Genomic DNA, 23452 nt, shown 5'->3' on the forward strand with positions numbered 1-23452 from the left:
ATGCTGACCAATAACCTTGCCGCGCGACCTGTTTCGACGGCGCCGTTCTACAAGGCCGTCGGTGACGAGGTGGAGGTGTTCCGCGCGGCGGCCGGTCGCGGTCTGCCGGTGTTGTTGAAAGGCCCCACCGGATGCGGGAAGACGCGATTCGTGGAGGCGATGGCCGCCGAGATCGGGCGCGAGCTGATCACCGTCGCCGGACACGAGGACATGACGTCGGCGGATCTGGTGGGCCGGTTTCTGCTGAAGGGCGGCGAAACCGTCTGGGTGGACGGGCCTTTGACGCGAGCGGTGCGCGAGGGCGCCATCTTCTATCTGGACGAGGTGGTGGAGGCGCGTCAGGACACCACCGTGGTGATCCACCCACTGGCCGATCATCGTCGTGAACTGCCGGTCGACCGGCTCGGCACGACGCTGTCCGCGGCGCCGGGCTTCCAACTGATGATCTCCTACAACCCCGGCTATCAGAGCGTCCTGAAGAACCTCAAGGAGTCGACGCGGCAGCGGTTCGTCGCCATCGAACTCGGGTTCCCGCCGCCGGAGATCGAGATCGAGGTGGTCGCCCACGAAGCCCGGGTCGACGCCGACACGGCCCGCCTACTGGTGACCCTGGGCAACGCCATCCGCAACCTGGACGGCTCACCGCTGCGGGAAGTGTCGTCCACGCGAATGCTGATCCTCGCCGGTGGCCTCGTCGCCGAGGGGCTGAGCCTGCGCAGTGCCGTCCAGTCGGCGATCGTGCAAGCGTTGTCGGACGATCGCGAGGTCGTCCGCGCGCTCGGCGAACTCGTCGACGCTCTCCTGCCGCGATCATGATCACCGATCCGGACAGCGTCGACCGGTTCCGGCTGCTCGCCACCTTCGTGGCGGGTCGGTCGGTCGACGTCGCGCCGACACCGGCCGGTACTCCCGCGCACACCAACGGCCGGACCATTTTCGTCACCGCGGGCGGGACCGGCGCCGGGCAGCGGCGCGAGCTCCTGGTGCAGGCGGCGCTGCTCGCCGCGGGCAGCCTGGACCAGCGGCTGGTGAAGTCGCTGCGCGGACGTCCCGCCCTGGCCCGCCGCTACCTGTCTCTCGAAGGTCAGCGGGCCCTCGCCCGACTCGCCCCCCGCCTGCCCCTCGCCGCCGACCTGTACCTCATCGCGACAGGGAGAACCGACACCGCGGCCGATTCGGAGGTCGGTGGGGCAGGGAGTGTCAGCACCGCAGCCGATTCGGATGTCGGTGCGGCAGGGAGCGTCAGCACCGCGGCCGACTCGCACATCGGCGGGGCGGTGGATACCGGCAATGCTGCGGAATCGCTGGCCGCGGCTCGTGGGCGCGGGGCGGTCGCCGATCCGCCGGAATGGTTCGGTGTTATCAGGCCCTCGCTCTTGCTGGGGCCGACCGCGGGGCCGGGGGCGCGGCCCGGCGACAGGGAGTTGCGCTTGGAGTTCGATCGGCTGGACCTGCCCGAGGCCGACGACGATGACGACACCGCGGACTCGGGGGAGAGCAAGATCGCGAAGCTGTTCGAGAATCCACTGTTCAGCTCGCGGACGCTGCTGGACTTCATGCGAAAGCAGCTGGGCGGCAAGCGTTCTCCGGGCAACGGGCCCGCGGGCGCGGAGGCGCCGGTGCGTGCGGTCCGGCGGGCGCGAACGGTCGGAGCGCACGCTCGCCCGCTCCCGACGCGAATCCATTTCACCGACGACGACAAGCCCGGCGCGGCGGTCGGGGTGGGCGGCGCCCTGTACCCGGAATGGGATGTCCACCACCACCGGTACCGGCCCGAGTGGTGCCGGGTGATCGACTTCCCGTTCACGGCCGACGCCGATATCGCCGCCGCCGGCGTCCCGTCCGACGACGTGCTGCGGCGACGCCTGGCCCGGGTCGGATTGGGCCCCAAGGTTCTTCGTGGCCGCCCGGACGGGGACGAACTCGACCTCGAGGCGCTCATCGACCTGTTCGTCGACCTGCGCTCGGGTCACTCGCCACCCGAGAACGTCTATCGGGAACACCGCAAGCTGGCCCGCGATCTCGGTGTCCTCATCCTGCTTGACGCCTCCGGATCGGCCACCGACACCGATCCCGACGGCCTCGCCGTCCACGACCACCAGCGCCGGGCCGCCGCCACGCTCGCCGTCACCCTCGAGGAGCTCGGCGATCGAGTCGCGGTCTACGCCTTCCGATCCCAGGGCCGCCACGCCGTCCATCTCCCGGCGATCAAAACCTTCGGACAGCGTTTCAGCGCCGTCGGGCGGGCCCGGCTCAACCAGCTCGAGCCCGCCAGTTACACGCGGCTCGGCGCGGGGATCCGCGGTGCGGGCGAGATCCTGAAAACCCAAGCGGGAACACGGAATCGGCTACTGCTCGTCCTGTCCGACGGGTTTCCCTACGACGACGGGTACGAGGGCCGCTACGCCGAGGCCGACGCCCGCAAGGCGCTGGAGGAACTCCGCGCCGACGGGGTCGGATGCCTGTGCCTGTCCCTCGGCGCCGATACCGACACCGAAGCGCTGGAACGCGTGTTCGGTGCCGCGGGCTACGCCGGCGCGACCACACTGGCCGAGTTGAGCCCCCGCATGGACGAACTGTTCCTCGCCTCCCTGCGGGAACTCAGCGCGCCGAAGGCGGTGCGCGCATGAGTCCGGAGCCCACACGAAACGACCGTCCCCGCTACGATTTCGACCGGCACACCCCGGAATATCGTTTCCGATTCCGCGAGATCACCGACGAGATGCACGGCGGCTGCCCACTGGCCTGGAGCGAGACCTACGGCGGCCACTGGGTCGCCGCGGGCAATCGCGAAGTCTTCGAACTCGCCCGCTCGCCGCACGTTTCCAATGATCGCGACGTCCACGGCCGACGTCGCGGATATCAGGGCATCACCATCCCGACCGGAACCCAGGCGATTCCGATGCGCAGCGGCATTCTGGAGATGGACGACCCCGAGCACCGGTTGTTCCGGTCGGTGCTCAACCCGTATCTGTCGCCCAAGGCGGTGCACCGGTGGCTGCCGTTCGTGGACGAACTCGTCCGCGCCTGCCTGGACGAGAAGATCGAGTCCGGGCGCATCGATTTCGTCGACGATCTCGCCAATATCGTGCCCGCCGTCCTCACCCTCGCCATGCTCGGCATTCCGCTGGTGAAATGGTCGGTCTACAACGAGCCCGCGCACGCCTCGGTCTACACCCCGCCCGATTCCCCCGACATGGACCGGGTGACGGAGATGAACCTGGCGATGGGCATGGACCTGCTGGCCAACCTGCACGAGATTCGTGAGAATCCCCGTCCGGGGCTGATCGACGCGCTGGCCACCATGCGGATCGACGGCGTGCCACCCGACGATATCGATTTGCTCGGCGTGCTGTCGTTGCTCATCGGCGGCGGGTTCGACACCACCACCGCGCTCACCGCGCACGCCCTGGAGTGGCTCTCGCAGCACCCCGATGACCGCGCGACACTCAGCCGCGAGCGAGACGCGCTACTGGATTCGGCGACCGAGGAGTTCCTGCGCTTCTTCACCCCCGCGCCCGGCGACGGCCGGACGATATCCGCCGACTGCGAAGTCGCGGGCCGGTCCCTCGCGGAGGGGGAGCGGCTGTGGTTGTCGTGGGCGATGGCCAACCGCGACGCCACCGTCTTCCCCGACCCGCACACCGTCATCCTCGACCGAAAACGTAACCGCCACTTCAGTTTCGGACTCGGGATCCACCGCTGCATCGGTTCCAACGTGGCGCGCGTCGTCTTCAAACGCATGCTCGTCGCGGTCCTGGACCGCATGCCCGATTACACCTGCGACCCCGCGGGCACCGTGCACTACGACACCATCGGCATCATCCAGGGCATGCGGAAGCTGCCCGCCACCTTCACTCCGGGCCCGCGCCTGGGCCCGGGATTGGACGACACCCTCGACACCCTGCAGCGCCGGTGTGACGAGCAGCGGCTCGCCGCGCCGGCGACTGCGGAACCGTAACCGGCGGGCGGGGGCCTCGGCGCGTGGCGCACGCATTGATACCCTGCGTTCCAGGAGGTGGCCGGGCCGTGGATACGAGGGTGGCGCAGGCGAGACTGGAGCGTCGGCGCGCGGTCGTTGCCGCCGCGGCGGGATTGTTCGCCGCGTGCGGCTATCGGGCGGCGAGCATGGACGAGATCGCCTGCCGGTCCGGGATCAGCAAACCGGTGCTGTACAAGTCGTTCTCGAGCAAGCTCGAACTGTATCTGGCCGTGCTGCACGACGCGGCGGAGGTGCTGCGTGAGACGCTCGCCGCCGCGCTCGCGCCCGGCCTGGACATGCGCGCGATCGTGACGGCGACGGTGGCCGCGATCTTCGACTTCGCCGACAATCATCCGCGCAGTGCCGCCCTGCTGTCCGGCGCCGCCGTCGCCGAGGAACCCGCGGCGCAGCGCATGGCGCACCAGGCCGCGACCATCTGCACCGACACCCTCGAGCAGGCGCTGGCGCCGTATCGGCTGCCGCGCGCCGAGCAGGGCTGGCTGATCACGACGGAGTTGGTGGCGATCGCGCAGTCGTGTGCGCGGGACTGGGTGGTCACCGGTAAGGCACTGCCCAAACACGAGGCCGTGGCCACGACGGCCGGGCTGTGCTGGACCGGCCTGGCCGGTGTCAGGTTGGCGCCGCGCGCTCGCCTGGACCGGATGCCGTAGTCAGAACGCGATACCGCCGCCGATCGAGTGCAGCGGTGACCAGTCGTCCTGGCGTGGTCGATGCGCGTGGATCCGGTGCAGCGTGCCGGCGGCGGTCGACAGGAACGGCGCCAGCCGATCGCCGGTGCACACCGGAAAGGTGCCGGGGTGCTCGGCGTAGAGGGTGACCACGCCTTCGATGTCGGTGTCGGTGTCGGTGTCCGGGATCAGCGGGTGGCAGTACAGCGACCGCACGCCCAGCATCAGCATCTCGTCTCGGTATGCGGCGTCCCACTGCGATTCCAGGGCCAGGTCGGCGACCAGCACGGGACGACGGTGCGCGGCCACGTCGTGCCCGGGGCTGCGGAGGTGGACCAGCTGTACTTCTTCGAGCAGGTGAGCACGGTGACTGGAGGCCACGGCCGCGTACAGGATGCCGCCCTCGATCGAGGCGATCCCCACCATCGGCTGCCCCGGCACGGTGTCGCAGACCGCCGCGGCCAGTCGCAGGCACACGCCGCACAGCTCGGGGTGGGAGTCCGGCGAGCCTTCGGGATGCATGGTGTTCGACATCGGACACGCTCCGTGGGACGGTTACGGGGACGCCGCGCCGGTCACATAGTTCATGACCCACCCCACGATAACACCGACCGGTCGGCATGCCGGAAATCCCGCCGGTCGGCCGATCGCGGCGGCACAATGTCGCGATGCGAATATTTGCCCGGGTGTTGCAGGCTGTCGTTGCCGGTGTGCTGGTGGTGGCCGGTGGCCACGCCGCCGCCGTGGCCGTGCCGATCACGAGCGTCGCGAGTAGTGGACTGCCTTCCTGGTCGGCGCCCGAGCCGGAGGGGGTACAAGCGGCGGGGGCGGCGTTGGCCGACGGGTTCACCGGGGCGATGCGGTGGTCGCGGGAGGTGCACACCCCGGCGCCGATCGGCAGCATCGCGAAGGTGATGACGGCGTTGGTGGTGATCGACTCCGGCGACCTCGAGCGCCCCGTCGAGGTGCCGGAGGGAATCATCCCCTACGACAACAAGTTCGGGGCGAGTACGGCGGATCTGGTTCCGGGCGAGACGCTCTCGGCGCGGCAGCTGCTGTACGCACTGATGTTGCCCTCCGGTTGCGACGCCGCTTACGCGCTGGCCGAGGCGTACGGTCCCGGGCAGGCGGCGTTCGTCGACAGGATGAACGACAAGGCGCGGCAATTGGGCTTGGGTGGTACGCATTTCAGCGATCCCAGCGGGCTGCCGTACCCGACCGGCCACTCCACCTTCGCCACTCCGGCGGATCTGATCAGGCTCGGCATGCACGCGATGACGCTGCCCGTGTTCCGCGAGATCGTCGGGTCCGCGACCTACCACGTTCCGGCCGGGCCGGACAACCGCGAGCACTTCTGGGAGACAACCAATCTGCTGTTGGGTGACTACCCCGGCACCGTCGGCATCAAGACCGGCTCCACCGACGCCGCGGGGACGTGCCTGCTGTTCGAGGCGGTCCGCGCCGGAGTGCCGTTGATAGGTGTGGTGCTGCACAGCTCGCCCGACAGTGCGGCGGCCGCGGCGGAGGACGCCGAGCGAATGTTGAACTGGGGCTACGGGCCGATCGCGGGTGCGCTGCCGTTCAGTTGGTCGCTAGGGTGATGCCATGGGTCCCGCGAAGATCGTGATCGTCGGCGGTGGTTTCTCGGGTGTCGAGTGCGCCCGCTATCTGGAACGTCATCTGCGTCCGGAAGAAGCGTTCGTCCAGCTCGTCACCCCCGATGCCGGTCTGCTCTATCTGCCGCTGCTACCGCAGGTCGCGTCGGGGGTGCTCAATCCGCGGTCGATCTCGGTGTCGTTGCGGCGGGTGCTGCGCCGCACCGAGGTGGTGCCCGGCATGGCGATCGGGGTGGATGCGCGGAAACGGCAGGTCGTGGTGCGGCGCTCGGCGGGCGCCGAATGTGCGCTGGACTACGACCATCTGGTGCTGGTGCCGGGCAGTATCACGCGGGTGCTCGATGTGCCCGGATTGCACGAGCACGGCTTCGGCATGAAGACCCTCGCGCAGGCGATGTTCCTGCGGGACCACGTATTACAGCAGTTGGATGTGGCGGCGATGCGCGGCGAGGAGGACGAGGACCGCGAACGGCTGCACTTCGTCACCATCGGCGCGGGCTACGCCGGCACCGAGACCACCGCGGTGCTCAACAAGGTCACGCAGGCCGCCGCGCGCCGCTACTTCCCGAAACTCGAATCCGGCATGGTGCGCTGGCATCTGGTCACTCGCGGCGACCGGATCATGCCCGAACTCGGTGAGCGGCTCGGCGAGGAGGTCAAGCAGAACCTGGCCGAGCGCGGCGTCGAACTGATCTGCGGCGCCTCCGCGAAAGAGGTTACGGCGCACGGGGTCCGGCTCACCAACGGACGATTCATCCCGTCGCGCACGGTGTTGTGGACGGCCGGGGTCGAACCCAGCCCGCTCGCAGGGCATTTGGGTGCGGCCACCGACAAGGGCCGCATCGTCGCGGCCGCCGATCTCACCGTGCCGGGCCTCACCGGCGTGTGGGCGTGCGGGGACGCGGCCGCGGTACCCGACCTGACCGCCGAGGACGGCGCCATCTGCGCGCCCACCGCCCAGCACGCCATGCGACAGGGCCGCCACCTGGGCAAGAATCTGGTGACCGAGCTCCGCGGCCGGGGGCGCACGCCGTACCGGCATCCGGATCTCGGCCTGGTCGTCGACCTCGGGGGCAAGGACGCGGTGGCGCGGCCGCTGAAGATCGGATTGCACGGTATTCCCGCGCAGGCGGTGACCCGCGGCTACCACCTGTTGGCGCTGCGCACCATCGTCGCGCGTGCCCGGGTGGCCTTCGACTGGACCGTCCACGGCCTCAGCGGGGACGACTTCCTGCGAATCGGCTACGGCGACTACGACACTCACACCATCCGGGGCTTCGAGCAGACCGACTGCTATCTGCCCGCCGAGGAGATTCCGGCGGCGCTGGAGGCACTCGGGGACGCGGCCAACTGAGCGTTAAGTTTCTCGTAAGCCCCGCTGGATACAAGTATGAGGCGGTACGGGCGTGGGATCGCTCCGGCCTCAACAGTCTTGTGACACCGGAGAGAACAGGAAATCATGTCGTACCCGTACCACCAGCAGGGGCACTATCCTCAGGTGCCGCCGGGCGGCCATCCCCAGCACTACGGTTATCCGCCTGCGCCATATGGTTATCCGTCCCCGCCTCCCGGATATCCGCAACCCGTCGCCAGCGCGGTGCCCGCGGTGTGCGCCGGCCTGCTGTTCGGGCTGTGCTCGGTGCTGTGCTTCGTGTTCGCGGTTCCCGGATTCGACGGTGCCAAGGTCAGCAGTATGACCCGACTGATGGCGCTCATCGGTCAGGCGTTCTCCGAACATACGACGCGCAATATCGATTTCGGCGTTTCCGTGACGATGACGATCGGTGGCATAACGGCCCTGCTGGCGGTGCTGTTGATGTGCAGACTCGGCTTCGCTCGCTGGTTGCTGATCGTGCTGAGCGTCCTGGTCGCCGCGTACTACATCTACGCGCTGGTGCGGCTGGCCGACCTGGGCGCGCCGTCGAAGTTCTACACCTGGATCGTGGTGGCCCTGATCGGCTGGACCTCGGCCGGAATTCTCGCCGCCCTGCCCGCCACCGGCCGCGCCATGCGCGGCTATCGCCCGCCCGTCGCCCGGTGGTGATCGAAGGTCAGGCGCGGGCCTCGCGGGTGCGCTCGGTCCGCCGCGCCCCGATCCGCCGACTCGCGTGCTCGAGAATGCAGTCGAGGCCGTACTCGAAATCGTGATCGTCGGGCGCGCTGCTCTCGTAGAAGGCGCCGGCCCCGGTCGCCGCCTCCTTGTTCTTGTCGTAAAGGCGTTGGAGCACAACGGTTCCGCGGATGTGTAACTGCACGGCGGAATAGGTGTCGACCGCATCCTCCGACGGCAACCCGGCCTCGACCAAGCTGTCGATCACCCGCTCGGTCTGCTGGGCGCCGACCTTCGCGGCGGCGGGGCTCAGGGCCGACCTGATCAGAATGAGGTCGCACAGAATCGGGTTGTCCCGGAACGCCTTGCGCATCGTGCGGGCGTGGCGGCGCATCGACTCCTGCCAGTCGGCGGCCTGGACGAACGGGGTGACGAGGTCGGCGAACTGCTCCAGCGCCCGGTCGGTCATGGCGTCGAGCAGGTCGTCCTTCTTGCGGAAATACCAGTAGATGCTCGTCACCCCGACATCCAGATGCTTGCCCAGCATCGGCATGCTCAGATTGTCCAGCGAGACCTGCTCCGCGAGTTGGAAAGCCCCGTCGAGAATGTCCTCGGGATTGAGGGACCCGCGCTCGCGCCGCGGACGCTTCTCGACGGTTGCCCGCTTGGCCATGTCTGCGACTACCTCCGTGAAATTCTCTCGGCGCGACCGGTTGCCGATTCCGGTGTGAACAGGCGACGAAGATGATCGTTTCCCCAACTGTAAACCATGCCGCTAGGCATTCGCGAACGCTGTCCCGACGATTGCCGGAGCTGGGCACAGATAGTTGCTGTCGATTCGCTGATTCGGGGATCGACGGTATTCTCGGGAGGGCGGAGCGGTCCGGGTACCTCTCGGGGGATGCCGACCGACCCGCGCAGCAGTGGACCTGGGCGTGACGGCACGAGCTTGGAGGGCTGATGTTGCACACCGATATTCCCACGCGCGGCGAGGTGCGGCGGCTGGTGGCGGAGACCGACCCCTGGAGTGTGTCGATCTACACGCCGACCGAGGGCGACCCGGCGTCGCCGGACGGTAGCCGGATCGCCTTCACGAATCAGGCGCGGGAGGCGCTGGAGCGGATCTCCGACCGGGCGGCGCAGGAGGCGCTGCGCGAGGAGCTGGACGACCTGGCCGACGACGCGGACTTCTGGCGCTTCCAGTCGAATTCCCTTGTGGTACTGGGTACTCCGCAGCGCGTGCGGACCTATCGGGTGCCCAATCGGCTGCCCGCGGGCGTATTCGTCGGGGATCGGTTCCACACCAAGCCGCTGTTGCGGGCCACGACGTTCCCGCAGACGGCGTTCGTGCTCGCGCTCTCCGAAGGGGCGGTACGGCTGATCGAGGTGGCGGCGGACGGTGGCGCCGAGGAGGTGCGGGTACCGGGATTGCCGGCGAGCGCGGCCGACCACGCGCGCAAGGCCTCGCTCAGCGGCCGCGCGCCGAAGGGCCGGATTCAAGGGACCGAGGGCCGCAAACTGCGGGTCCGGCAGTACGCGCGAGCCGTCGACCGGCAGTTGCGCGATGTGCTGGCGGGCCGGGACGTCCCGCTGATCCTGGCCGCGACCGAGCCGATCGATGCGCTGTACCGATCGGTCAACAGCTACCCGGTGCTGCTCGACGAATCCCTGACCGGCAATCCGGAGCAACTCTCCGACGCCGAACTCGGGACGCGCGCCCGTGAGATCCTGGACGAGTACTACGCCGCGGAAATCGCCGAGCTGCGGGACCTGTTCGAGCGGCGGCGCGGCGAGGGCCGGGCCGCCACCGATCTCGCCGACATCGCCCGCGCGGCCACCTTCGGCATGGTGGACACGCTCCTGGCGGATATCGATGTCACCGTGGCGGGTTCGATTTCCGACGGCGGCGAGGTCACCTTCGCCGACCGGTCCGAGGTGGGCGCGCCCGGCGTGGTGGACGAGATCTGCCGCCGCGTGCTGCAGGCCGACGGCCGGGTATTCGCGGTGCGCGCCGCGGACATGCCCGAGAGCGCCGCGGCCGCGGCCATTCTCCGTTACGCGCCGTGATCACGCCACGTCGTGCGGCGGGAGCGCGAATTGCCAACTGCCGCAACCTAGTCCGTGACGCGGTTGCCGGTGTACTGCCGCACCAGCATGGTGAGGCCGGTGATCAACAGGACCGCCAGCGGCGCCAGCGGCAGGTAGGAGACCGCGACGATCGGTTCCGGTAGTGCCAGCGCGACGATGGTGGCGAGCACGGTCGCGGTGAACACCGCGGCAGACCACCGGTGCGTCGTGCGGATCCCACCCGCCCGCCGCCCGCTCGCGTACCGCACCAGCAGCACGAGTCCGGACAGCAGCAGCAGGATCAGTGGCGGTAGCGGCACATAGGACAGCCAGACCGGGCCCCGCAGGGCGAGGCCGACGACGGTGACGACGAGGGTCGCGACGAAGGTCAGGGCCAGGCCGCGGTGCCATTGCCGAATTCGCGTGTTCCAGCTCATGGCGACGACGCTAGCCACGGGCGGTGACCAGGACTTCTCGATTCCTGATCGGTTCGCGAAACCCGACGCTCGTACCATGACGGCATGCGATCCGCCGACCCGCTTCGTGACGCCGCGGCGTTGTGGGACATCGCGCTGCCGTCTCGGCCGGATCGTCTCCCGGGAATCAGCATGGCCGGGTTCCGCGGCCGGACCGGCGACCACATCGATATCCGGGTCGTGCCGTATCCCGCTGTCACCGTGTTCGTCGATTTCGGAGACGCGCTGCTGATCGACGCCGGTGGTGGGCGACACCAGCGCGGCACCGTGGTGGTCGGGCTCGCGCCCACCGGGGTGTGGGGCCGCGGCCGCGACATCGACTGTCTGCAGATACGCCTGTCACCGGTGGTCGCGCACGCGGCGCTGGGCGCGGCCACCGAACTGAACGCAACGGTGACCGCTTTGGACGACTTCTGGGGCACCGACGCCGCGCGGGTCCGGGAGCAGTTGCACGCCGCGCGCGGCTGGGACGAGCGGTTCGCGGTCGCCGCGGCAGCGGTCGTTCGGCGGTACCGGGCGGGCCGCCGGGTCGATCCGGAGATCGCCTTCGCCTGGGACCGCATGGTTGCCAGCCGCGGGCAGATCCGAATGGACCGGCTCGCAACCGAATTGGGGTGGAGCCGCTAGCGGCTGTGGTCCCGGTTCCGGGCACAGGTCGGTCTCACCCCCAAGCACGCGGCTCAGCTCGTCCGCTTCGACCACGCGGCGCACCGTCTCGCCGGTGGCGTCAGCGCCGCGGCCGTGGCGGCGGAGAGCGGTTATGCCGACCAGTCCCATCTGCACCGCGACGTCATGACCTTCGCCGGGGTGACTCCGGCGGCCGTCGCCGTCGCGCCCTGGCTCGCGGTGGACGATGTCGAGTGGAGCGCTCCGGAACGGTCGTTCGCACGCTGATCCGGCCCGGCCGGTGACGTCGGCCACAGGGAACATTTGTCCAAGACGCCTCGCGTCGCGCCGGTGATGCTTCCAGTCATCTGGAAGCGCGCCCTGCCCGGTGGGCCGGCGCGATGTGGTCGAGGAGGAGTCATGGACGCGGAGGTCGAATCTCTCGCGGGGCAGCGCATGGCGGCGTTGGTGCGACCGCACCTGCCCGGTTTCGCCGCCGTGGTGGTGTTCCAGGTGATCGCAGCGGTCGCGGGCCTGGCGCCGCTGCTGGCGGTGGTCGAGCTGGGCCGGAACCTGTTGTCGCCCGGCCCGATCGACCACGCCCGCGTCTGGTTCGCGGTCGGCGCCGGTGCGGCCGGACTACTGGTGAAGTTGCTCGGCACGGCCGCGTCCTCGGGTATCGGGCATCTGCTCGACGGCCGGATACAGCTGTCGTTCCGTCGGCAGCTGGCCGATCGGCTGGGCCGGGTGCCGATCGGCTGGTTGTCCCGGCGCCGGACCGGAGAGCTGACCAAGGTGGTGGGGGAGGACGTGAGCGCGGTGCACCCGTTCATCGCCCACACGCCCGGCGAACTGGTCTCGGCGTTCGTGGTGCCGCTGGTGTCGCTGGTCTACCTGTTCACCGTCGACTGGCGGCTCACTCTCGTGACGCTGATCCCGGTCGTACTGGCGGTGGCGGTGGTGCCGTTGATGATGACCCCGCGGCGGCTGCGCGAACAGCGCGAGTTCGATGCGGCGATGGGCCGGATCGCGAACTCGGTGGTGGAGTTCGTGCAGGGCATCTCGGTGGTCAAGGCGTTCGGCGGCGCCGGGCGCGCGCATCGCCGATTCATCACGGCCGCAGACGATTTCGCCGACATCTTCCTGCGGATGGTGCGCGGGCTGGCCGCGCCCGCCGCCGCCATGCAGGTGGTGTTGTCGCCGCCGTTCGTGCTGCTGGCGGTGTTGACCGGGGGTGCGGTGCTGATCACCGGCGGCAGCCTGGCGCCCGCCGATCTGCTGCCGTTCCTCCTGTTGGGGCTGGGACTGACGGCGCCGGTGGCGGCGCTGGGCCACGGCTTCGACGACATGCAGGCCGCGCGCCGCGCCGTCGGCCGCATCCGCGACGTGCTGGCGCAACCGCCGCTGCCCCAACCCGCGCGACCCGTTGTGCCACAGGGGCATCGGGTCGAGCTGCGCGATGTCTGGTTCGGTTACGACGCCGATCGCCCGGTGCTGCGCGGGGTCGACCTGGCGCTGGAGCCGGGCACGGTCACCGCGCTGGTCGGGCCGTCGGGCAGCGGGAAATCCACATTGGTCCAGCTGCTGCCGCGATTCTTCGACCCGGACCGCGGCGCGGTCACCCTGGGCGGGGTCGACCTGCGCGACATCGATCCCGGCGAGCTGTACCGGCGGGTGTCGTTCGTATTCCAGGACGTTCGCCTGCTGCGCGCCTCGGTGGCCGACAACATCGCGCTGGCCGTGCCGCACGCCGACCGTGACGACGTGGTCCGCGCCGCCCGGCTGGCCGGCATCCACGACCGGATTCTGCGACTGCCCGACGGCTACGACACTGTGCTCGGCACCGGGATCGGCCTGTCCGGCGGTGAGGCGCAACGTATTTCGCTCGCCCGCGCCCTACTGGCCGACACGCCCGTGCTGGTGCTCGACGAGGCGACCGCCTTCGCCGACCCGCAGACCGAACAAGCCGTGCGCCGGGCCCTGTCGTCGCTGTCCGGCGACCGGACGATCCTGGTGATCGCCCACCGGCTGGAGACGGTCGCCGACGCCGACACGATCGTGGTGCTCGCGGACGGTGCCGTCGCCGAACAGGGCACACCCGCCGAATTGCTCTCGCGCGACGGCAGATTCGCCGCGTTCTGGCAGTCGCACCGGGCGGCCCGCGCCGACGACATCGACACCTACGCGGTCCTCGCGACCGCATCCGACGATTCGGGAGACGAACTCCGATGATCCGAATGCTGCTGCGCGTGCTGGGCCCCGAGTACGCCCGGCCGGTGCGCCGCACCGTCGCCCTGATGACGGCGGCCGCGATCGCCGAGGGCCTGTCCTACGCCCTGCTGGTCCCCGTGCTGCGCGCCCTGTTCGGTGCCACGCCCGGTGACGCCCGCCCCTGGCTGTTCGCCTTCGCGGGCGCGGTCGCCGGGTACGCGATCCTGCGCTACCGCAGCGATCTGTCCGGCTTCCGGGTCGGGACCACGCTGCTGCGCGGTGTCTATCGCCGCCTGGGCGACCATCTGGCGCGGCTGCCGCTGGGGTGGTACACCGCCGGACGGGTCGGTGAGGTGTCGGTGCTGGCCAGTCGCGGTGTGCTGCAGGCGATGAGCGTGATCGCGCACCTGCTGGCGCCGCTCGTCGCCGCCTCGGTGACGCCCGCGACGATCGTCGTCGTGCTGTTCGCCTTCGACTGGCGGATGGGGTTGGCGGCGGTGGCGGCCGCGCCCGTCGTGGTGGCGATCCAGATCCGGGCCGGGCGCTCGACGGCCGCCACGGACGCCGAGCGGCACGAACGCGAACAGGACGCCACCGGCCGCGTCATCGAGTATCTCCAGGCGCAGCCGGTGCTGCGGGCGGGCGGCCGGACCGTCGAGGGGTTCCGGTCGCTCGACGATTCGCTGCGCGGGCTGCGGCGGGCGTCGCGGCGTTCGACGCTGGCGGCGCTGCCCGGCATCCTGGGCCTGACCCTCACGGTGCAGACGATGTTCACCGTGCTGCTGATCCTCGGCGCCGCCCTGGCGCTCGGCGGAAACATCGGGGCCGCGGAGGTATTGGCGATTCTGGTGCTCGCCGCGCGCTGCGCCGACCCGCTGCTGTCGCTGGCGGAGATCGGCGGCCGGGTCCGCGCCGCACGAGCCGAGCTGATCAGGCTCGACGCGGTGTTGCGCACCGAGCCGCTGCCCGAGCCGACCGAGCCGATCCGGCCCGAGCGCTACGACCTGGCGTTCGAGTCGGTCGCCTTCCGCCACGGTGACCGCGCGGTACTGGACGGTGTGTCGCTGACCGTGCCGCAGGGGCAGCGGCTGGCCGTGGTCGGGCCGTCGGGCGCGGGCAAGAGCACGCTGTTGCAGCTGCTCGCCCGGTTCTACGACGTCGACGCCGGTGCCGTCCGCCTGGGCGGGGTGGACGTGCGCTCGATCGACACCGAGAGCCTGATGGCGCGGATCGCCGTGGTGTTCCAGGACGTCTACCTGTTCGACGGGACGATCGAGGACAACGTGCGGCTCGGCCGTCCCGGCGCCACCGCCGCCGAGGTGCGTGCGGCCGCCGCGGCGGCACGGCTCGACGAGGTGGTCGACCGGCTGCCCGACGGCTGGGCCACCAAGGTGGGGGAGGGTGGCGCACTCCTGTCCGGCGGTGAGCGCCAGCGTGTTTCGGTCGCGCGGGCGCTGCTGAAGGACGCCCCCGTCGTCCTGCTGGACGAGGTCACCTCGGCGCTCGACCCGATCAACGAGACCGCCGTCCACGAAGGCATCGAACAGCTGATGGCGGGCCGCACCGTGGTCCTGGTCGCGCACCGGCTGCGCACCGTGCGCCGCGCCGACCGCATCGTCTTCCTCGACGGCGGCCGCATCGTGGAGGACGGCAGCCACGACGACCTGATCCGCCGCGGTGGCCGCTATGCCGAATTCTGGAACCTGTCGACGGCGGCGGCCCACGGCGACTGAGAACCGTGCCCGTGTCGTCCCGGCACGGTTCTCAGCGCCAGTGCCGGTCGCCGACCGCGCCCGCCTCGGCACCGCCGTCGGCGAAGACGATCTGGCCGGTGACGAAGTGGTTGTCCGCCCCGGCGAGCCAGCAGACGAGTTCGGCGACCCACTCGGGCCGTCCGGGAAATCCGCCGAAGGGCTGAGGCATGCCGGTCTCGATCGAGGCGCGCACGGCGTCGTCGGCGAAAATCCATGCGGCAGCGGGAGTATCGACGACGCCGGGCGCCACCGCGTTCAGGGCGATACCGGCGCCCGCCCACTCGGCGGTGGGCGCGGTCCGGCGCACCCAGCTGTTCAGCGCGCGCTTCGCGGCCCCGTAGCCACCGGCGGGGCCGCCCAGCGCCGGGTCGGCCGCGAGACAGGCGACGGCGCCGGCCTCGTCGCCGTCGAGACACGCCCGCAGAACGCGCTCGTCGACCGGCGCCAGCGACGAGCTGGAGGAGACGGCCACGGCGCGGGGTGCGGGGCTGCGGGCCAGCAGCGGCCGCAGGCCCGCGAGCGTCGCCACGGCGCCGAAGTAGTTCGTCTCCAGCAGACCGGTTCTGCCGCCGCCCGCGATGGCGAGCACCGCGTCGACGGACCCGTATCCGGCGACTTGATCGACCAGCGACCGCCGCCCGGCGGGGGTGGACAGATCGGCTCGGATCTCGGCGTCGTCCAGGTCGCATCCGATCACGGTGGCGCCGCGGTCCCGCAGCAGCGCCGCCGTGGCGGCGCCGATCCCGGAGGCGGACCCGGTGACGACATACGTCCGTCCAGCGGTTCCCTTGTGCGACTGGGTCATTGCGTCCTCTCCCGGCGCGGCTCACGCGGCCACCGGTCGTCCAGCTTATGCGCGGCGGGCGCGAGTCGGGAGCCAGCCGGTCACCGTCGTCGTCTCGAACGAATACCTGCCGGGATCGAAAGTCGAAGCGCCCGAGCCTTTCCGGTCATCGGAGGACGACTCCGGCTCGCACGCGGCGACGCGACAAGCATCGCGGGGGAGCCGAATCGGCGCTGTGGCCGGTATCACGGGCCGAGTCGCGTCGGCGCGCGGCTCGGGGCGGCTACCTTCGGAAGTGATGTTCTCTATTTTCGAGAATGTTCTACGGGAGTGGAGGGAAGACCGTGACTACCTTACCGAGCGGTCTCGCGGATCGCGGTCGCATCCTGCGCGAGATGGGTTTCGGGACCTGGCGGGTGGGCGACGAGCTGCACGGCTCCGCCGAGATCACCCCCGAGATGCACGTTCCCGGCGCCGCGGTGCTGCGCACCTCCGTGCTGGCGACCTGGGCGGACACCGTGTCGGGACTGCTGGCGTCGCTGGTCATGGGTCCCCGGGTGCCCGTGACGCTCGAACTCGATGTGCACCTGTAACGGCCGGCGCCCGCCGCGGGCGAGGTGCGGGCGGTCGGCCGCACGGTGAAGGTCGGCCGTTCGGTGTTCGTGGCCGAGTGCGAGTTCAGCGTGGACGACGAGCCGATCGGTTTCAGCGGCGCCTCGTTCATGGTGGCCCCGGATCCGGATGTGCAACTGCCGTCGTGGCTCAGTGTCGACCTGCCGCGCTCGGCGCAGCGTTTGCCCGTGCCGCTGGCCGAGCGGGCCCGGTGCGAACGTGTCGGCCCCGGAACGGTGTTGTTGCCGCGTACGCCGGAGGGGCTCAACGCGTCCGGCACGGTCAACGGCGGACTGCTCGCGCTGGCCGCCGAGGAGTCGGTGCTCTCGCTGGCCCCGGGCGCGAGCCTGAGCTTCCTCGGCCTGCGTTACCTGCTCGGCGCCCGGGTCGGTCCGGTGATCGCCCGGGCTCGCTCGCACGGCGGCCTCGCGCGGGTGGAAGTGCGCGATTCCGGCAACGAACACCGGCTCACCACGCTCGCCACCGCACGCACCTTTGGCTGATCGACGCCTCCGCCCGGGTCGGCGCCCGGTTTTTGCCAATGCGCCGACAGGCGGCCGGTGAACTGTTTGCCAGCTGGAGCAACGGGTACTTGCCGTGATGTAGCTGTTGACGTTGTCGAACCCGCGGAACTACCGCCGGGCAGCGAGTGGAGACAACGGCTACGGACCGTTCGGGCGGCAGCGGTGTAGCGCCGTGGCCGAACGGCTCGACAACTGTTCCACGAATCATGCGGTGCGCGCCGCCGCCTTCTCTGCGTGGCATGGGCACCGATGCACATGAGGAGGAGCTATGACACACGCGACGTTGGAATCGGTGATCGGTAATACCGTTTACGACTCCGCCGGCGACAAGATCGGCAAGGTGAAGCAGATCTATCTCGACAACGCCTCGGGAGCGCCGACGTGGGCGGCGGTGTCCACCGGACTGTTCAGCGGTGACTCGATGGTCCCGCTGGCCGGTGCCAAGCACCGGCCCGACAATGAGACCTTGCAGGTCGCAGTGGACAAGGAGCACGTCAAGTCGGCGCCCTACCTGGACGACGACGGCCACATCAGCCGTGAGAACGAGCAGGAGTTGTTCCGCCACTACGGCATCAACCCGCAGCAGGCGGGCTGGACCGCCTACGGGCGGCAGCAGATCCGGCCGGGACCCGAGGAGCCGATGACCTACGGCCACGGCAACGACGAGATGATCCGCTCGGAGGAGCGGCTCGAGATCGGCACCGAACGGCAGGAGTCCGGCCACGCGCGGCTGCGCAAGTACGTGGTGACCGAGAACCAGTCCGTCGATGTGCCGACCACCCACGAGGAGGTGCACATCGAGCGGGAGCCCATCACCGACCCCTCGCAGGTGCGCTCGGCCGACATGGGTGAGCAGGAACAAGAGGTCACCCTGCACGAGGACCGGGTGACCGTGCACAAGGAATCGGTCCCGGTGGAACGGGTCCGGCTCGCCGTGGACGAGGTGGAGGACCATCAGACGGTTTCCGAGAACGTCCGCAAGGAACGGATCGACACCGAGGGCGTCGAGACCGACAAGCGGCCCCGCAACAAGGGCGATCGCTGACACCAACCGCGCGGGAGACCGGGGACGACCCCGGTCTCCCGCCGTGTGACAGGCCCCCGAGCCGTGTGCGACAGTGATAGCTTGTGCATCCGGTCGGGGCCGGATCGGGTTGGCTACGGGGAGTTTCGGGTTTTGACAACGAAATACAGGGTGCGCGCCGTGGTGATCGCGGCCGTCACCGCGGTCTCGGCCGCACTGTGCGCGGCGATCGGAGCGCCGTCGGGAGCGGCGCCGGTGGATCCGGTCACCACCGCCGGGCGGCTGGCCGCCTCGCCGGTCACCGCCGACGGGTCGCGCATCGCGAGTTTCACCGTCCACGATCCGCGCCATCTGACGCTGCGGGTGTTCTCGGGGGCGATGAACAAGCAGATCACCGTCGACGTGCAGCGGCCCGCCGACACCTCCGCGCCGCGCCCGGTGCTGTACCTGCTCAACGGATCCGGCGGCGGGGAGGACCACGACACCTGGAACTCCATGACCGATACGCTGCGTTTCCTCGGCGACAAGAACGCCAATATCGTGCAGCCGATCGGCGGCGCCTGGAGCCTCTACACCGACTGGGTGGCCGACGATCCCGTGCTCGGCCGCAACAAGTGGAGCACCTTCCTCACCGAGGAACTCCCGCCGCTGATCGACGCGGCGCTGGCCGCCGACGGCCGCAACGCGATCGTCGGCCTGTCCATGGCGGGTGACTCGGTGCTGGCGCTGGCGATCGGCAAACCCGGCCTGTACCGCAGCGTGGCCTCCTACAGCGGTTGCGCGCAGACCAGCGACCCGCTCGGGCAGCGCGTGGTCAAGACGATGGTCGAGGTCTGGGGCCACGGCGACCCGGCCAATATGTGGGGCCCGGACAACAGCCCGCTGTGGGCGGCCAACGACCCCTATGTGCACGCCGAACGGTTGCGCGGGGTGAATCTGTTCATCTCGGCGGGCAACGGTCTGCCCGGCCCGCACGACACCCTGGACAGCCCTTTCCTGACCTACGGCAGCACCCGCAGCCCCGAGACGCTGGCGAACCAGATCCTGCTCGGCGGCCTCATCGAGGCGGGGGTGAACGCCTGTACCCGCAATCTGCAGAATCGCTTGAACGACTTGGGAATTCCCGCGACCTACGACTTCACCGCCAACGGGACACACTCCTGGGGTTACTGGCAGGACGCCTTCAAGCAGTCCTGGCCCGTGCTCGCCGACGGCCTGGGACTGTGATCGCGGTTGCTCATCCGCGCCCGGGCGGCAGGAGTTCGCGGACGAACGCCAGGGAGTCGGGCAGCGACGCGCCCAGCGTCGCGCTGTGGTCGGACGGATAGGTGCGCAGGGTGACCGGCTGACCGTCGGCCCGCATCACCGCCGCGACGGCCAGGGTGCCGGGCGCGGGCGACAAGGTGTCGAACAGTCCCTGTCCGATGAACACCGGCCGGTCGTAGCCGCTGACCGGAATGCCCATGTGGCCGCTCAGCAGCGCGGGCGCGTTCGGCAAGGCGGCCAACGGTTTCGCGAGCAGATCGCCGAGAACGACCGGGGGAGAAGCGACTTCGGCGGCCAGTTCGCTCTCGCAGAGCTGCTCGGCCCGGTCCAGCCAGTGGCGTCCCGCGTCGGTCAGGTAGGAGTCGATGTCCAAGTGCGGGAAGGAACTTCGCAGACCGGACAGGGAGAACAGGGCGACCGCGGTGGTCTCGGCGGGAAGCGGCACCGGCGGCAGGTGCGGGCCCAGCGCCAGCAGCGCGTTCTCGAGCAGTCCGGGCACGCCGGTCGCGACCGCGCCGCGATAGTCGAGCTCGGCCCCGCGCCGGGTGGCCGCCCGCGCCGTCCACAGTGCCGCCGCGCCGCCCTGCGACTGGCCGACCACCACCCAGCGATTCGACAGGACGCCCGGGAAGGCTCGCCCGCTCGCGGTCACGGCGTCGACCACACTGGCGGCCGCGATCGCGCCGCTGTCCTTCGGATGCGGGCCGGGCGTGCCGAGGCCGACGTAGTCGCTGGCCACGATGGCGTAACCCGCGCGCTGCCACGCGCCGAGATAACTCCAATCACGGTCGCGCAGGGACGGTCCCGCGACGCTGTAGGCACAGCGGTCGGCGACACCGACGGTGCCGTGCGCCCAGGCCACGATCGGCCAGCCGCCGGCGGGTGGGTCCCCGGCGGGGAAATACACCGCCGCGCTGCTCAACGCGGGGTGGTCGCCGACGCCGGTCGACCAGTGCACCACGCGGTGCGCGGCGGCCGAGCCGGGCAGCGTGGCTTCGGGCGCGAGCTCGGTCACCGAGACGAGCTGCCCGGGCCCGCCGGGCGGACCGGCCGTCGCGGCGGGCGCGGCGCATACCGCCGCTCCCGCACCGATCGAGACGGACGCGAGGACGGCGACGGTCGTTCGCACGCGGTCGTACCAGGCCACGCCGACGAGGATAACCACTCCGCCGACCACCCGGATGTTCCATATCGTGGGATTCTCGGCGGCTTCCGATAGACATCGCCTCTGATAGCTGGGAGTATGCCCGCGTCAGAATCGGGACGACGCCGACCTCCACCGGGAGGCCGGACGACGAGGGGTTCGTGTGGCGACGACTGCGCAATTGCGAGCGGTGCTGGCGGTTCTGCAGGTGGGCGCGGAGGACGCGGCCGCCGACGGTATCGCGCGGGATCCGTCGGTCGAGCACGCCGAGCTGACGGGTTTGCTGCACCGCCTGATCAGTAACGAGTTGCGCGAGGCGATCGTGGCGGCCCCACTGGGTGAGACCGGTCGCCGGTGGTCGGCCGCCGCGGCGGTGTCGCCGGAGCCGCCCGGCGAGGCGACGTTGTCCGAGCAGGCGCAGTTCGACGCGCGCTGGCTGCGCGACCGGATCGCCACCCTGGTGTCCCGCAGCGGTCCGGAGCCGATCCCGGCGTTGCTGGCCGCCGCCGTGCAGGCCGTCGACGCCGCGACCGCGTTGCTGGCGCTGGCCCGCGATCCGTTCGGCGACGGCAGCGAGAGCGCCTGGCAGTCCGTGATCGACGATCTCGCGACCGCGTTCCATCTCGTCAACGACGAGCACAACAGCGTTACTCAGCCGATTCGCTAGGGGCCCAGCGGATTCCGGACTTGCGCAGAGAGACGAAGGCGGCCGCGAACAGCGCGAGGGTCAGCCAGATGTAGGCGTTGTGGTAAAAGACGCCGAGGTGGGCGCGGGGCGGCAGATTCAGCACGCTCGCGAGCATGGGGTCGTAGAAGGCCAGCACCCCGCCGGAGGCGATCACCAGCGCGGCCGCCAGCCCGAGTGGCGCGGCGAGGCCGCGGCGGCGCACCGCCAGGTCGGTCAGGTAGATCAGCAACGGCGCCAGCCACACCCAGTGATGTACCCAGCTGTAGGGCGACACCGCGGTCGTGGTGAGCCCGACCAGTACCACCGCGGGCAGCTCCCGACCGCTCAGCGCGAGTTGCCGGGCCAGCGCCAGGCACAGCACGGCGATGGCGATCGCGCCCGCCAGCCACAGCAGCTGATGTTCGCCGCCGACGCCGAGGGTGCGGGCGATCATGCCGCGCAGCGATTCGTTCTGCGGATTCTCGGGCACGCCCACCCGGGTCGGGTCGGCGAACGCGCCGCTCCAGTACGTCAGCGAGTCCTTCGGCAGCACCGCCAGCCCGATCAGCACGGTCGCGACGAAGGCGGCGGCCGATGTCGCGGCGGCCCGGAATCGGCGCGTGACAAGGAAATACACCACGAAGAACGCGGGCGTCAGCTTGATCCCGGCGGCGATTCCGGTCAGCGCGCCCTTCCAGCGCGAGGAGTCGGGCAGTGCCGTATCGGCCAGCACGAGCAGCAGCAGGAAGATGTTGATCTGGCCGAACGCCATGGTCTCGCGCACCGGCTCGCACCACAGCAGCAGTCCGGCGATCGGCAGGCTCACCACCGCGAGCCGCAGGTCGCGGCGGTAGCCGAGCATCGACAGGGCGGCCCAGCAGGAGGCGGCCAGCATGGCGAAGTTGCCCAGCGCGCCGGCATAGCGGAACGAGTCGCCGCTGAGCGCGACGAGCGGCGTGAACAGCAGCGCGGCGAACGGCGTGTACACGAATTCCCAGACGCCGCGGGTATTGCCCAGCAGCGGAGTGTCGTACACGGACGCGTCGTCGACCGCGCGTTGCCCGGCGATCTGATAGACCTTCAGATCCATCAGATGCATCATCACCTGCGGAGTCTCGACCACCTGCTTGACCCAGTACCCGCCCGCCACCGCACCGAGCGCGAGCACGGTCCAGAAGACGGCGGCGGGCAGCGTCCGCCGCTGCGGTGCTGTTCGTTTCGAGGACGGCGCAACCGCTTCCTCGATCGTCGCCAGCGACACACACCCTCCCAACGATCGGGCTCCGGACCGGCCCCACGGTAGTGGTAGTAGGGTGGCGCCCGCCAACCGCGCACCACGCACGGCAGGTCGCGGGGCATCCCACGGCCACCGCTCCCGGCCGATCTCGCTCAGACCGTGCCTATCACCGTCGTGACCACCCGGCGGACGGCTCGCGCGTCCGGGCGGTCGCCGGTGCGGTCGGCGAAGAGGAGGTGTGCGGCGCCGACCAGCATGGGGGCGAGGCCCTCGGGGGCGGTGCCGGGTGGGATGCGACCGAGGTCCTGTTCGGCGGACAGGTAGGTGGCGATCATGGTGGCGGCGTCGGTCAGGACGGGGATGCCCGCGGGCCAGGTGTCGCGCAGGCGGGCGCGCAGCGCGTCGCGGAAGGTGATGAGCGGGACGATCGCCACCGCGACCGATTCGAAGACGGCGGTCAGCGCACCGGTCAGATTGTCGACGACTGTCCCGCTCCCGGCCGATTCCAGCAGCGCGGCGGCCTGCGGGTCCATCCGGCGGGCCCGGTCCAGCACGAATTCGGCCAGGAACTCGTCGAAGTCGGCGAAATGCCGGTGCAGCACGCCCTTGGCGCACCCGGCCTCGGCGGTGACCGCCCGGCTGGTCAGCGCGCTGGGTCCGGACCGCAGCAGAATGCGCTCGGCCGCGTCGAACAACTGCTCACGCACATCGCGCAGGGCGACACCGGTCGGCATGGCGGACGA

General features: G+C 70.3%; 24 protein-coding genes. 17 read left to right on the forward strand and 7 right to left on the reverse strand.

The genetic code is table 11. From position 1 onward, the window contains the following. The 4 genes from NWFMUON74_RS08905 (at position 1) to NWFMUON74_RS08920 (ending at position 4653) form a co-directional block, all read left to right on the forward strand. Positions 1-816 carry a CbbQ/NirQ/NorQ/GpvN family protein gene (locus NWFMUON74_RS08905; RefSeq protein ID WP_187687360.1) on the forward strand — a complete coding sequence of 272 codons (816 nt, stop codon included), beginning with the start codon at positions 1-3 and terminating at the stop codon, positions 814-816. Further along, positions 813-2630: a nitric oxide reductase activation protein NorD gene (locus tag NWFMUON74_RS08910; RefSeq protein ID WP_232110918.1), complete on the forward strand. Its 1818-nt coding sequence runs from the start codon at positions 813-815 to the stop codon at positions 2628-2630. Before NWFMUON74_RS08905 ends, NWFMUON74_RS08910 begins: the two co-directional genes overlap by 4 nt. Then, complete coding sequence (locus NWFMUON74_RS08915) at positions 2627-3961, forward strand: cytochrome P450 (protein WP_187687361.1); 1335 nt, start codon at positions 2627-2629, stop codon at positions 3959-3961. Before NWFMUON74_RS08910 ends, NWFMUON74_RS08915 begins: the two co-directional genes overlap by 4 nt. A gap of 68 nt (positions 3962-4029) precedes the next feature. Next, on the forward strand, positions 4030-4653 hold the full coding sequence (locus NWFMUON74_RS08920; protein WP_187687362.1) for a TetR/AcrR family transcriptional regulator: 624 nt from the start codon (positions 4030-4032) through the stop codon (positions 4651-4653). On the opposite strand, the gene NWFMUON74_RS08925 is transcribed toward NWFMUON74_RS08920, so the two are convergent. Then, a complete protein-coding gene (locus NWFMUON74_RS08925) occupies positions 4654-5205 on the reverse strand; it encodes a hypothetical protein (RefSeq protein WP_187687363.1) in 552 nt (183 codons plus the stop codon). A gap of 134 nt (positions 5206-5339) precedes the next feature. Between NWFMUON74_RS08925 and NWFMUON74_RS08930 the strand changes: the two genes are divergently transcribed. From NWFMUON74_RS08930 to NWFMUON74_RS08940, 3 genes are all read left to right on the forward strand, one after another. Continuing rightward, positions 5340-6272 (forward strand): D-alanyl-D-alanine carboxypeptidase family protein, encoded by a 933-nt coding sequence (locus tag NWFMUON74_RS08930; protein WP_187687364.1) that lies wholly within the window; start codon positions 5340-5342, stop codon positions 6270-6272. Positions 6273-6276: 4 nt separating this feature from the next. Continuing rightward, positions 6277-7641 (forward strand): NAD(P)/FAD-dependent oxidoreductase, encoded by a 1365-nt coding sequence (locus NWFMUON74_RS08935; RefSeq protein ID WP_187687365.1) that lies wholly within the window; start codon positions 6277-6279, stop codon positions 7639-7641. 105 nt (positions 7642-7746) lie between these two features. After that, positions 7747-8331 carry a hypothetical protein gene (locus tag NWFMUON74_RS08940; RefSeq protein WP_187687366.1) on the forward strand — a complete coding sequence of 195 codons (585 nt, stop codon included), beginning with the start codon at positions 7747-7749 and terminating at the stop codon, positions 8329-8331. Between the two features lie 7 nt (positions 8332-8338). Here NWFMUON74_RS08940 and NWFMUON74_RS08945 read toward each other — a convergent pair whose 3' ends face one another. Then, the gene (locus tag NWFMUON74_RS08945; protein ID WP_187687367.1) at positions 8339-9010 is read right to left on the reverse strand and encodes a TetR/AcrR family transcriptional regulator; all 672 of its coding nucleotides are present in this window, start codon (positions 9008-9010) and stop codon (positions 8339-8341) included. A gap of 287 nt (positions 9011-9297) precedes the next feature. Between NWFMUON74_RS08945 and NWFMUON74_RS08950 the strand changes: the two genes are divergently transcribed. Then, positions 9298-10404: a baeRF11 domain-containing protein gene (locus NWFMUON74_RS08950; RefSeq protein ID WP_187687368.1), complete on the forward strand. Its 1107-nt coding sequence runs from the start codon at positions 9298-9300 to the stop codon at positions 10402-10404. A 47-nt stretch (positions 10405-10451) separates the two neighbouring features. Here NWFMUON74_RS08950 and NWFMUON74_RS35940 read toward each other — a convergent pair whose 3' ends face one another. Further along, complete coding sequence (locus NWFMUON74_RS35940; protein ID WP_187687369.1) at positions 10452-10841, reverse strand: hypothetical protein; 390 nt, start codon at positions 10839-10841, stop codon at positions 10452-10454. A gap of 84 nt (positions 10842-10925) precedes the next feature. Here NWFMUON74_RS35940 and NWFMUON74_RS08960 point away from each other — a divergent pair, with 84 nt between their 5' ends. The 4 genes from NWFMUON74_RS08960 (at position 10926) to NWFMUON74_RS08970 (ending at position 15430) form a co-directional block, all read left to right on the forward strand. Then, a complete protein-coding gene (locus NWFMUON74_RS08960) occupies positions 10926-11507 on the forward strand; it encodes a hypothetical protein (protein ID WP_232110919.1) in 582 nt (193 codons plus the stop codon). A gap of 3 nt (positions 11508-11510) precedes the next feature. Beyond that, positions 11511-11774 (forward strand): helix-turn-helix domain-containing protein, encoded by a 264-nt coding sequence (locus NWFMUON74_RS35945; protein WP_232111131.1) that lies wholly within the window; start codon positions 11511-11513, stop codon positions 11772-11774. Positions 11775-11906: 132 nt separating this feature from the next. After that, on the forward strand, positions 11907-13718 hold the full coding sequence (locus NWFMUON74_RS08965) for an ABC transporter ATP-binding protein (protein ID WP_197986992.1): 1812 nt from the start codon (positions 11907-11909) through the stop codon (positions 13716-13718). Beyond that, positions 13715-15430, forward strand: coding sequence for an ABC transporter ATP-binding protein (locus NWFMUON74_RS08970; protein ID WP_187687370.1), 1716 nt, complete (start codon positions 13715-13717; stop codon positions 15428-15430). Before NWFMUON74_RS08965 ends, NWFMUON74_RS08970 begins: the two co-directional genes overlap by 4 nt. Before the next feature lie 31 nt (positions 15431-15461). Here NWFMUON74_RS08970 and NWFMUON74_RS08975 read toward each other — a convergent pair whose 3' ends face one another. Beyond that, the gene (locus NWFMUON74_RS08975) at positions 15462-16256 is read right to left on the reverse strand and encodes an SDR family oxidoreductase (RefSeq protein WP_187687371.1); all 795 of its coding nucleotides are present in this window, start codon (positions 16254-16256) and stop codon (positions 15462-15464) included. A 323-nt stretch (positions 16257-16579) separates the two neighbouring features. Here NWFMUON74_RS08975 and NWFMUON74_RS35950 point away from each other — a divergent pair, with 323 nt between their 5' ends. The 4 genes from NWFMUON74_RS35950 (at position 16580) to NWFMUON74_RS08990 (ending at position 19622) form a co-directional block, all read left to right on the forward strand. Beyond that, positions 16580-16828 carry a hypothetical protein gene (locus NWFMUON74_RS35950; RefSeq protein WP_232110920.1) on the forward strand — a complete coding sequence of 83 codons (249 nt, stop codon included), beginning with the start codon at positions 16580-16582 and terminating at the stop codon, positions 16826-16828. 63 nt (positions 16829-16891) lie between these two features. Further along, a complete protein-coding gene (locus NWFMUON74_RS35955; RefSeq protein ID WP_232110921.1) occupies positions 16892-17350 on the forward strand; it encodes a hotdog family protein in 459 nt (152 codons plus the stop codon). Between the two features lie 289 nt (positions 17351-17639). Next, entirely contained in the window at positions 17640-18416 is a 777-nt protein-coding gene (locus NWFMUON74_RS08985; RefSeq protein WP_187687372.1) for a PRC and DUF2382 domain-containing protein, read from the forward strand. A 132-nt stretch (positions 18417-18548) separates the two neighbouring features. Next, on the forward strand, positions 18549-19622 hold the full coding sequence (locus tag NWFMUON74_RS08990) for an alpha/beta hydrolase (RefSeq protein ID WP_232110922.1): 1074 nt from the start codon (positions 18549-18551) through the stop codon (positions 19620-19622). A 10-nt stretch (positions 19623-19632) separates the two neighbouring features. Here NWFMUON74_RS08990 and NWFMUON74_RS08995 read toward each other — a convergent pair whose 3' ends face one another. Further along, positions 19633-20790, reverse strand: a complete 1158-nt coding sequence (locus NWFMUON74_RS08995; protein ID WP_187689029.1) for an alpha/beta hydrolase — start codon at positions 20788-20790, stop codon at positions 19633-19635. A 178-nt stretch (positions 20791-20968) separates the two neighbouring features. On the opposite strand from NWFMUON74_RS08995, the gene NWFMUON74_RS09000 reads away from it, so the two are divergent. Next, the gene (locus NWFMUON74_RS09000; RefSeq protein ID WP_187687373.1) at positions 20969-21472 is read left to right on the forward strand and encodes a hypothetical protein; all 504 of its coding nucleotides are present in this window, start codon (positions 20969-20971) and stop codon (positions 21470-21472) included. Here NWFMUON74_RS09000 and NWFMUON74_RS09005 read toward each other — a convergent pair. Together NWFMUON74_RS09005 and NWFMUON74_RS09010 are read right to left on the reverse strand one after the other, a co-directional pair. Beyond that, complete coding sequence (locus tag NWFMUON74_RS09005; protein WP_232110924.1) at positions 21453-22733, reverse strand: glycosyltransferase 87 family protein; 1281 nt, start codon at positions 22731-22733, stop codon at positions 21453-21455. The two genes, NWFMUON74_RS09000 and NWFMUON74_RS09005, sit on opposite strands and share 20 nt — an antisense overlap. A gap of 128 nt (positions 22734-22861) precedes the next feature. Then, positions 22862-23443, reverse strand: a complete 582-nt coding sequence (locus NWFMUON74_RS09010; RefSeq protein WP_187687374.1) for a TetR/AcrR family transcriptional regulator — start codon at positions 23441-23443, stop codon at positions 22862-22864. Positions 23444-23452: the final 9 nt, after the last annotated feature.

This window comes from Nocardia wallacei, from assembly GCF_014466955.1.
GTDB classification, from domain to species: Bacteria; Actinomycetota; Actinomycetes; order Mycobacteriales; family Mycobacteriaceae; genus Nocardia; species Nocardia wallacei.

Coding starts and splice junctions, on each gene's coding strand:
- NWFMUON74_RS08905 (WP_187687360.1), top strand. CDS start 1: ATGCTGACCAATAACCTTGCCGCGCGACCTGTTTCGACGGCGCCGTTC.
- NWFMUON74_RS08910 (WP_232110918.1), top strand. CDS start 813: ATGATCACCGATCCGGACAGCGTCGACCGGTTCCGGCTGCTCGCCACC.
- NWFMUON74_RS08915 (WP_187687361.1), top strand. CDS start 2,627: ATGAGTCCGGAGCCCACACGAAACGACCGTCCCCGCTACGATTTCGAC.
- NWFMUON74_RS08925 (WP_187687363.1), bottom strand. CDS start 5,205: ATGTCGAACACCATGCATCCCGAAGGCTCGCCGGACTCCCACCCCGAG.
- NWFMUON74_RS08930 (WP_187687364.1), top strand. CDS start 5,340: ATGCGAATATTTGCCCGGGTGTTGCAGGCTGTCGTTGCCGGTGTGCTG.
- NWFMUON74_RS08935 (WP_187687365.1), top strand. CDS start 6,277: ATGGGTCCCGCGAAGATCGTGATCGTCGGCGGTGGTTTCTCGGGTGTC.
- NWFMUON74_RS08940 (WP_187687366.1), top strand. CDS start 7,747: ATGTCGTACCCGTACCACCAGCAGGGGCACTATCCTCAGGTGCCGCCG.
- NWFMUON74_RS08945 (WP_187687367.1), bottom strand. CDS start 9,010: ATGGCCAAGCGGGCAACCGTCGAGAAGCGTCCGCGGCGCGAGCGCGGG.
- NWFMUON74_RS08950 (WP_187687368.1), top strand. CDS start 9,298: ATGTTGCACACCGATATTCCCACGCGCGGCGAGGTGCGGCGGCTGGTG.
- NWFMUON74_RS35940 (WP_187687369.1), bottom strand. CDS start 10,841: ATGAGCTGGAACACGCGAATTCGGCAATGGCACCGCGGCCTGGCCCTG.
- NWFMUON74_RS08960 (WP_232110919.1), top strand. CDS start 10,926: ATGCGATCCGCCGACCCGCTTCGTGACGCCGCGGCGTTGTGGGACATC.
- NWFMUON74_RS08965 (WP_197986992.1), top strand. CDS start 11,907: ATGGACGCGGAGGTCGAATCTCTCGCGGGGCAGCGCATGGCGGCGTTG.
- NWFMUON74_RS08970 (WP_187687370.1), top strand. CDS start 13,715: ATGATCCGAATGCTGCTGCGCGTGCTGGGCCCCGAGTACGCCCGGCCG.
- NWFMUON74_RS08975 (WP_187687371.1), bottom strand. CDS start 16,256: ATGACCCAGTCGCACAAGGGAACCGCTGGACGGACGTATGTCGTCACC.
- NWFMUON74_RS08985 (WP_187687372.1), top strand. CDS start 17,640: ATGACACACGCGACGTTGGAATCGGTGATCGGTAATACCGTTTACGAC.
- NWFMUON74_RS09010 (WP_187687374.1), bottom strand. CDS start 23,443: ATGCCGACCGGTGTCGCCCTGCGCGATGTGCGTGAGCAGTTGTTCGAC.